This is a genomic window from Streptococcus sp. 1171_SSPC, assembly GCF_001069335.1.
Taxonomy (GTDB): domain Bacteria; phylum Bacillota; class Bacilli; order Lactobacillales; family Streptococcaceae; genus Streptococcus; species Streptococcus xiaochunlingii.
This window is the reverse complement of sequence record NZ_JWAK01000033.1, coordinates 1-7,459: the sequence shown is the minus strand read 5'-3', so window position 1 is coordinate 7,459 and position 7,459 is coordinate 1. Positions and strand designations below refer to the sequence as shown.

Below are 7,459 nucleotides of genomic sequence, written 5' to 3'. Positions count from 1 at the left end.
GCTTTCAATTTGTCAAATTTTGCTTTGACATTTGCCTTGAATTCTTCAAGTTTATCCTTGCGTTCGGCTTTACGTTCAGCCTTCATTTGTGCACGTGCCTGGTTGTAGAGGTCTTCTTGGACTTGCAGAGCTGCTTCGATTTCGGCTACGACGGTTGCTACATCCCAACGCATGATTTGGGTGTCGTACTTGGTGAAGTAAGCATCGATGACTGCTTCGTTGTCTTCTTGCACCAAGGCAACAACGGCTGTTTCACCGTTAGTCAATTTCTGAGAAACAACGTCAATCAGGCCAGTTTCTGCCGTATCAATGCCATCACCAGCAGCCAAACCATAGAGGCTACCCATACCATAACCAAACAAGACGCCGATAGGACCACCCAAAAGCCCGATAACTGCACCGAGCAAGCCACCTTCTAGGGTTGCATCCGTCGTTGAATCTTCAAAGTCATAGCGTTCTTTTTCAACGATGTGACCGTTTTCATTTTTGACCAAGGCGATTTGAGCAACCTTGGTCGTCTGAGTTTGGCGGAAAGCCTTCAAATCCGCAAAGGACTGATAAGCTTCGCTTTCAGTGTTAAAGATTGAAACTACTAGGTTTTCCATAGTTAGTACCTCTTTTCTAAAAATTACACATACATTATAACACATTTTTCTTTTTTTGAAACTACTTTTATGCGACAATTTACATGATATGTCGCAATTTGTCAGCGTCGAAGGACTGGTGCAGGCAGCGGTATATCCTTGCCATATCTCGGGCCAGACACTCTGGCGACTCTGAGTGATTATCAAGAAAGGCGTCCAGCAACATCTTAAAGCCACCCGTGCAAAAAGTCAATAAATGGTGTCTTTCCTACAAATCCCCACCACTGATAGGGGGTACGAACATACACGAAAGTATGGCTAAACCCATGATACGTATAATGACGGTTGAACTGATTAATCCCTATATCCGTCATGTGGAACATAGCACGTAGTACCTGGGGCGGAGTAAAAGTAGTCGCTAGCGATCTTAAAGTTGTCGGTGACTAAGCATGAAAAAACAACATGAAGATTGACTACTTTGCTGTAACATCAAAGATGTCCCATCATAAAAGGTACTAGAAGAGATACTGCTTATTACTCAAGATGGGTTTGCCCTAAAGTCTCTTAAACAATAAGGTGAATTTTGAGATGAACTTTTCAAAAAAACAACTTTCCGAAAAATTTGTCTTTTTCGGAAAGAAGTATCTCAATAGCAAAACAACCCCTATCCCTTGTGGCTCTAGGTTTTTTTCGTGGTCTATCGTCCACAAATCAAACTGAAATGACCTCAGAATGTCCGTCTCAGCATCAAATATGCACGATTTTTGAATAAAATCAGCCCTTTTTCATCAGCGATCAAAAAAGTCCCTCCTGGAGAATTTTAGGGAAGAAAAAACCCTGCAATCAATTTTAAGCTCTGAAATGCTTATCATTTACAATAAAAAACGAAGAGAAAAGTCTTCCGAGGTAAATATACCACCTCGACGATTAAGGCTCTTAAAACACGTTATATTGCCTTAAAAACGACACAAAAAAGCAAGATCATTTTGACCTTGCTTTTTTACTCTTATTTCAAATCAAATAAAGAGAGAGCATATACTCTCTCTTTACATTATCTGCCTCCGATTTTACTTCTCAAGAAATTTGTCATTTTAAATTGTTCTTTTAAATTTATTAAAATGAAAATCCTCACTTCTAGAATTTCTACTAGTTATAGATCATTATTTATTCTTCTTACTAGAAAACAATCGTTTCCACCAGCTTTGTTTTGTTTCTAAAAGTAGAGTTTCATTTTTTATCGTAAGTGCTCCAATCAACTGGAGTTGATTATTATTAGTCTCTAACATATCAGCAATTTGTTTATCTTTTTGCTCAATTTGAGAAACATAAAAGCTACGTTCAGTCTCAAAATCAGCACGAATTTGCTCAATTTGCTCGTGTAGAACTTCTGCTACACGATTGCTAGCATAATCTACATTGCTAGTATCTGTGTAGCTTTCTTCTACAATACAGCGATCGACTATGTATTGTGTAATTGTTTTATTCTCATTTTTAGCTAGTTCTACAAGTTTCTCCTTTTGTTCTTTTGAAACTCTCACACTGATTTGAACGCTCATTTTTTCTCCTAGGTGTATTTATTTGCTACACAAACATAGCACTATGTATAGATATATTGTAGCATATTCTATACAATTCTACACACACAATTCCATGAAAACACTTAAACAATCAATTTTAAAAAGCATTTTAAAATTGATTGTTGTCTTCCTTCTTCTGTTAATCTGGTTATAGATGTCATAGTATATTTTTATTTTTTTGAGAAAGTATTTATCGAGAATCGATTTTAAGCTCTGAAACGCTTATCAGTTGCAATAAAAAACGATATGGACTATCTTCCGAGGGTAAATATACCACCCCCACAATTAAGGCTCTTAAAACACGTTATATTGCCTTAAAAAAACGATACAAAAAAAGACGGCTTAAACGTCGTCTTTTTTCATATTCTCTATTTTTGTTTTCAACTCGTCCGCGTATTTCTGTTGTTCAGGGGTCAAAGGTTTCTTTTTATAGCCAGGATTGTAGTAGTCCGGCACGTTTGTTTTCTTGCTTGATTTTGATTTATTAGCCTTTTTCGGTTCTGATTTTGGTTTGTTAAACTTGTCTGGATCATACGTGCCAGCGACTTCTTTTTTCCAAGTGAATTCATACGCTAAAACTGGATTTCCACGCTTTTTTGACTTGATTTTTTTAACCTTTAAATCCTCAAAATACGGGGATAATTGTTTTAAAATCGGAGTGATAACCGCCCTATCGATTTCGCTTGATTTATAGCTACTTGGCATATCTAACAAAAGTTTAAATTCATCAATCTTGAACTCTTTTCGTCCAACCGTTCGCCATTGCTTGAGAAGTCTGTAAGCAGTTTTTGCGTAAGTCGAGCGAATGGAAGTAAACTCTTGTAGCTCGTATTGAGTGAAATTTGCTGATAACTTATTCAAAATATACTCAAAAAGAGGGGATACAGAAACTTGGGCTTGCATGTCTGACAAATCCTCTTCCCATTCAACTTTAAACCGTGTAAAAAGTGGCATGTACTCGATAGAATTCTTTGTTTTCTCGATGTATCTTAATTGAGAAATGTTATTTGCTAGACTGTCCATTGTGTCGTAAAATCGCTTATTGTGTTCGATAGAATAGTTTGCCAGTTCTGCTAACTGATATTTATCGAAAACAAGGTCAGAAGTGTCTTTATCCCTTGCTTTTGCAATAATCGCAAAAAAGAAATTCATCTCTTCCGCTGTCCATTTTCTCATGATAACTGTGTTTAAATCATTGTGATGCTTAACTACTTCATTAGCCATTAAGAACTCCTTTTCATTTCTTCTTAATTATACCACTAAAAACTTTATAAAGCAAATATTTATATTTGTTCTTAATAAACCGACATTTCTACACCCATAAACCGACATTTCTACACCCATAAACCGACATTTCTACACCCATAAACCGACATTTCTACACCCATAAACCGACATTTCTACACCCATAAACCGACATTTCTACACCCATAAAACTCTAAAACCCTTGGCGCTCTAAGGATCGCGGAGCTGTTAAATATATTATTAAACATTAAATTAAATATATATATAAAAAGACTCGCTACGCTCGTTTTTCCTCTATCCATTTTCTTTTTTAAAAATCTTCTTGACTGGTTTATCCAAGTGAACCATGTTCGCTACGCTCACGCACCAAGAGAGCTTCGCTCTTTAGGGCTTACGCCCTCGCTTATTAGCAATCAATACAACTAAACTGGTTAGATACAGTTAATACAGAAGCTCTAACCCTTTGTAGCCCTTGGATTGATACAGTTAATACACTATCTCTGCACTTGAAATGTGTATCTTCCCCTTTTACCGATATTTTGTACTTGATAAAACTCGCAAACCCTTGATATGATTGGGTTTTTGAGGTGTTGAGACGAGCGTTCTGACGCATTTTCGTTTACTTTACCCCGCATTTTGGTGTACTTTAACAAATAGAATCCCTTTGTTATAGGGTTTTTAGGCCCTTAAATCCCTTCCTACTATTACTATTACTATTACATACTGAGGAGGAGAAAAGAATAAAGGTTCCCCCTAATTTATCTAACGATCTAAATCAAAATCTTGCCACAAGCCTCCTTCAATTTCAGCTTCTTGACGTTCATAGATTTTATCTGAGATCTCATTTTTTTCCTCTTCAGATAAATATCTTTCAAACTCTGATTTAAAACGTTTATAATTATCAGCTTCTTTCTTAGCTTCAAAATACTTAGACCAAGCATTTCGATTTTCTTCTTCCAAGTGAGCTTTCTCTTTTTGGAATTCTGCTTTCAGTTCTCTGATTACGTTCTTTAAAGATGAAATTGTAGAATGTAACTTTTTAATGAACCCTATTTGAAGAATAGACTCTTTAAAATCGTTCAACAAATTCGACAATGGGCTATAATTCGCCTTCATGGCTATTCTATCAAACTCATCTTCAGGAACAATCACAACACGTTCACGATTATTAAATAGCCCTCGCTCTTTGATTTCAAATTGACTTTTATCTACTTCTGTTTCACTGATCATTTTAAGACGTAACATAGCATTGATAGTTTCATCTTCTAATTTTGCTTTATCCAACTCTCCTGACATGTTTGCGACTTCATTCTTCAAATGCTGCAGTTCCTTCTCTTCTTGCTGCTTCTGTAATTCAATTTGTCGCATAGTTTCTTTATATTCTCGCATATCCTTAATATCGTTCGTCTGACCTAACTTGCGTTCGATATTAAGGTTTTTCATAAAGTATTGAATCCTATCAATTTCATGATCACGAAATTGTTTCAGTTGGCCACGGCCTTTTTCTTTAAATCCTTCCTGGAGGAGAGCTTTTGAAAAAGATGGTTGTTTTGAAAGACCATTTTTATATCCATCAGCAATAGGAACAACGTTAAAATGAGCGTGAGGAGCTCCATCTTCGTCTAAATGGACAACTGCATTATAGATGACTAAATGATCGTGCCGTTCATTAAAATCTCTTACGTAGCTTGCTAGAGCCTCTCCTACCTTTCTTTTTTTATTGAAATCCATCTTTTCCCAGTCGGATTTATTACCTACTGAGACTACAAATTCACGTTGCAGATCCAATGTCTTTGATTTTTTAACGTGTTTGTAGTAGTCTTCAATTTTTCTATCCTTCCTCCGTTGTTTTGAATTGTAAGTATTTAAAGCATCGTCAAATTCATCGTGATAGACTTCTTTTATGTCACGTTTAATAATCGTTATATTTTCGTGGGACAATGCACGATTTATATGCCTGTGTTCATTACTTTTAAATTCTTCTTCGCTCAGATCTCTGTTATTATGACGTATATTTGTCATGCCAGTTTTTGTTTTAAAAGAAATGGTCATTTGATTCATTAGTTTATTTCCTCTCTTACTATTGTGATAGTAGTATGCCACAAAAAGCAAAAGATAATAAAAATTTTTGAAAATTTCCGTTCAAAACGCGATTAACAAATTTATTTGAGCATTTATTTTTCAAAAAGATGGTCTTATATAGTGCCCATCTTTTTAGAATTTATAGAACACTATACAAGTCCATCTTTTCAGAATTCATGGACTACTATACAAGCCCATCTTTTCAGAAATCATGGACTACTATATAAGTCCATGATTTTTAAATCTATGGATTTCTATATAGTTTCAGCAGATTAAAGAGAAATATTTAGCCCAAAATGTTGGGCTACGGCGTGGGGCTATCGCTATTCCACGCCAACTATTGTCGATATGTAATCAGTTGAAAATAAAAATATCTTTCTCGGATCAAGCAGAGTTTCTGTTACTCTTTGTCAAAGAGTAACGTTTTTGTAGTTTTGACATTGCTGCGCAACGTACAAAACTAAAACGCTCTGCCGAGGGCTATGGGTTGCACCCCTTTTTTGACCCTCACGGTTCAAAAAATTCACTGCTTTTTCGGCCCACAAAAGTGGACTCGAAAAAAAATCGGCGTGAATAACGCACCGAAAAAATTACCTAGAAACTCATCAATCATCAAGCACTTACTCATATCGTCCAACACCTCAGCCGTACTCTCAATCAAACTCGTATTCAACTCATGAAGTAATTTGACAAGAAATCCATTGACTATCGTGCCTTAAAATACTGCTGGCGATTGGTTCTCAAAGACATCAAACGCAATGCCTTTGGTTTTCGGAACTTTGAAAACTTTAAAAAACGGATTTACCTCGCTTTGAACTTCACAAAAAAGAGAACCAAGATGGTTCTCTCTAGGGCTTAGTTATATGTCCACCCACTACAGTTGACAATGAGCATTTTTAAGAGCAATAATCTAGCTCATCTAAATTATTTGACCGTGAGAATACGACGCACATAGGTTTTGAATGGAGTCTCGGTCACATTTTGCACCTCAGTAATGATATGGAAGGTATCGTCTGACTTTGCATCGTCAGGGATATGAACCGTGAGACTTGCGCCCTCTTCTGTTATATCGAAGACATAATGCGGGTCCACCTCTTCGGAATGTAGGGAGGCCATTCTGCCGTCCCCTCGTAGCGCTCCTGAATAGACTTGAGGGCTCTGGCAGTTGTATTGGTCCCGCCCCAGGTCTGGATATAGAGGGTTCGGGGGTCATCGTCCAAAATGAGCTCCTCTAAAAAACGTAATCCTTCCGTCACTTCCTTTTTCTAAAATCTAGTTTTTTTAAAAAATAGGCTATCTTCCAGAAGTAGAAAGCCTATTTTTTATGAGATGCTTGAGTGCTTACGCTTTCAATTTGTCAAATTTTGCTTTGACATTTGCCTTGAATTCTTCAAGTTTATCCTTGCGTTCGGCTTTACGTTCAGCCTTCATTTGTGCACGTGCCTGGTTGTAGAGGTCTTCTTGGACTTGCAGAGCTGCTTCGATTTCGGCTACGACGGTTGCTACATCCCAACGCATGATTTGGGTGTCGTACTTGGTGAAGTAAGCATCGATGACTGCTTCGTTGTCTTCTTGCACCAAGGCAACAACGGCTGTTTCACCGTTAGTCAATTTCTGAGAAACAACGTCAATCAGGCCAGTTTCTGCCGTATCAATGCCATCACCAGCAGCCAAACCATAGAGGCTACCCATACCATAACCAAACAAGACGCCGATAGGACCACCCAAAAGCCCGATAACTGCACCGAGCAAGCCACCTTCTAGGGTTGCATCCGTCGTTGAATCTTCAAAGTCATAGCGTTCTTTTTCAACGATGTGACCGTTTTCATTTTTGACCAAGGCGATTTGAGCAACCTTGGTCGTCTGAGTTTGGCGGAAAGCCTTCAAATCCGCAAAGGACTGATAAGCTTCGCTTTCAGTGTTAAAGATTGAAACTACTAGGTTTTCCATAGTTAGTACCTCTTTTCTAAA

At 37.3% G+C, this 7,459-nt stretch carries 7 protein-coding genes and 1 pseudogene; 1 reads left to right on the top strand and 7 read right to left on the bottom strand.

Annotated features, from left to right (window positions below; translation table 11 throughout):
• The 4 genes from ADF75_RS06910 to ADF75_RS06895 all read right to left on the bottom strand — a co-directional run.
• Window positions 1–605: DUF1269 domain-containing protein (locus ADF75_RS06910; RefSeq protein WP_048789611.1), on the bottom strand; the 605-nt coding region annotated here is incomplete at its 3' end.
• 1,139 nt (window positions 606–1,744) lie between these two features.
• A complete protein-coding gene (locus tag ADF75_RS06905; protein ID WP_048789610.1) occupies window positions 1,745–2,140 on the bottom strand; it encodes a hypothetical protein in 396 nt (131 codons plus the stop codon).
• A 363-nt stretch (window positions 2,141–2,503) separates the two neighbouring features.
• Window positions 2,504–3,385: a replication initiation protein gene (locus ADF75_RS06900; protein WP_048789609.1), complete on the bottom strand. Its 882-nt coding sequence runs from the start codon at window positions 3,383–3,385 to the stop codon at window positions 2,504–2,506.
• 783 nt (window positions 3,386–4,168) lie between these two features.
• Complete coding sequence (locus ADF75_RS06895; RefSeq protein WP_048789608.1) at window positions 4,169–5,467, bottom strand: plasmid recombination protein; 1,299 nt, start codon at window positions 5,465–5,467, stop codon at window positions 4,169–4,171.
• Window positions 5,468–6,224: 757 nt separating this feature from the next.
• Between ADF75_RS06895 and ADF75_RS10935 the strand changes: the two are divergent.
• Window positions 6,225–6,347 (top strand): annotated as a pseudogene (locus ADF75_RS10935) (transposase); the annotation flags it as partial.
• 65 nt (window positions 6,348–6,412) lie between these two features.
• On the opposite strand, the gene ADF75_RS06890 reads toward ADF75_RS10935, so the two are convergent.
• The 3 genes from ADF75_RS06890 to ADF75_RS06885 form a co-directional block, all read right to left on the bottom strand.
• Window positions 6,413–6,604: a hypothetical protein gene (locus ADF75_RS06890; protein ID WP_000157573.1), complete on the bottom strand. Its 192-nt coding sequence runs from the start codon at window positions 6,602–6,604 to the stop codon at window positions 6,413–6,415.
• Entirely contained in the window at window positions 6,553–6,744 is a 192-nt protein-coding gene (locus ADF75_RS10300) for a nucleoside hydrolase-like domain-containing protein (RefSeq protein WP_082162670.1), read from the bottom strand. Before ADF75_RS10300 ends, ADF75_RS06890 begins: the two co-directional genes overlap by 52 nt.
• Before the next feature lie 85 nt (window positions 6,745–6,829).
• Window positions 6,830–7,438 carry a DUF1269 domain-containing protein gene (locus ADF75_RS06885; protein WP_048789611.1) on the bottom strand — a complete coding sequence of 203 codons (609 nt, stop codon included), beginning with the start codon at window positions 7,436–7,438 and terminating at the stop codon, window positions 6,830–6,832.
• Between the last annotated feature and the right edge of the window lie 21 nt (window positions 7,439–7,459).

Excerpts from the sequence above, each read along its gene's own strand:
- ADF75_RS06905 (WP_048789610.1), bottom strand. The coding sequence starts at position 2,140 with ATGAGCGTTCAAATCAGTGTGAGAGTTTCAAAAGAACAAAAGGAGAAA.
- ADF75_RS06900 (WP_048789609.1), bottom strand. The coding sequence starts at position 3,385 with ATGGCTAATGAAGTAGTTAAGCATCACAATGATTTAAACACAGTTATC.
- ADF75_RS06895 (WP_048789608.1), bottom strand. The coding sequence starts at position 5,467 with ATGAATCAAATGACCATTTCTTTTAAAACAAAAACTGGCATGACAAAT.
- ADF75_RS06890 (WP_000157573.1), bottom strand. The coding sequence starts at position 6,604 with ATGGCCTCCCTACATTCCGAAGAGGTGGACCCGCATTATGTCTTCGAT.
- ADF75_RS06885 (WP_048789611.1), bottom strand. The coding sequence starts at position 7,438 with ATGGAAAACCTAGTAGTTTCAATCTTTAACACTGAAAGCGAAGCTTAT.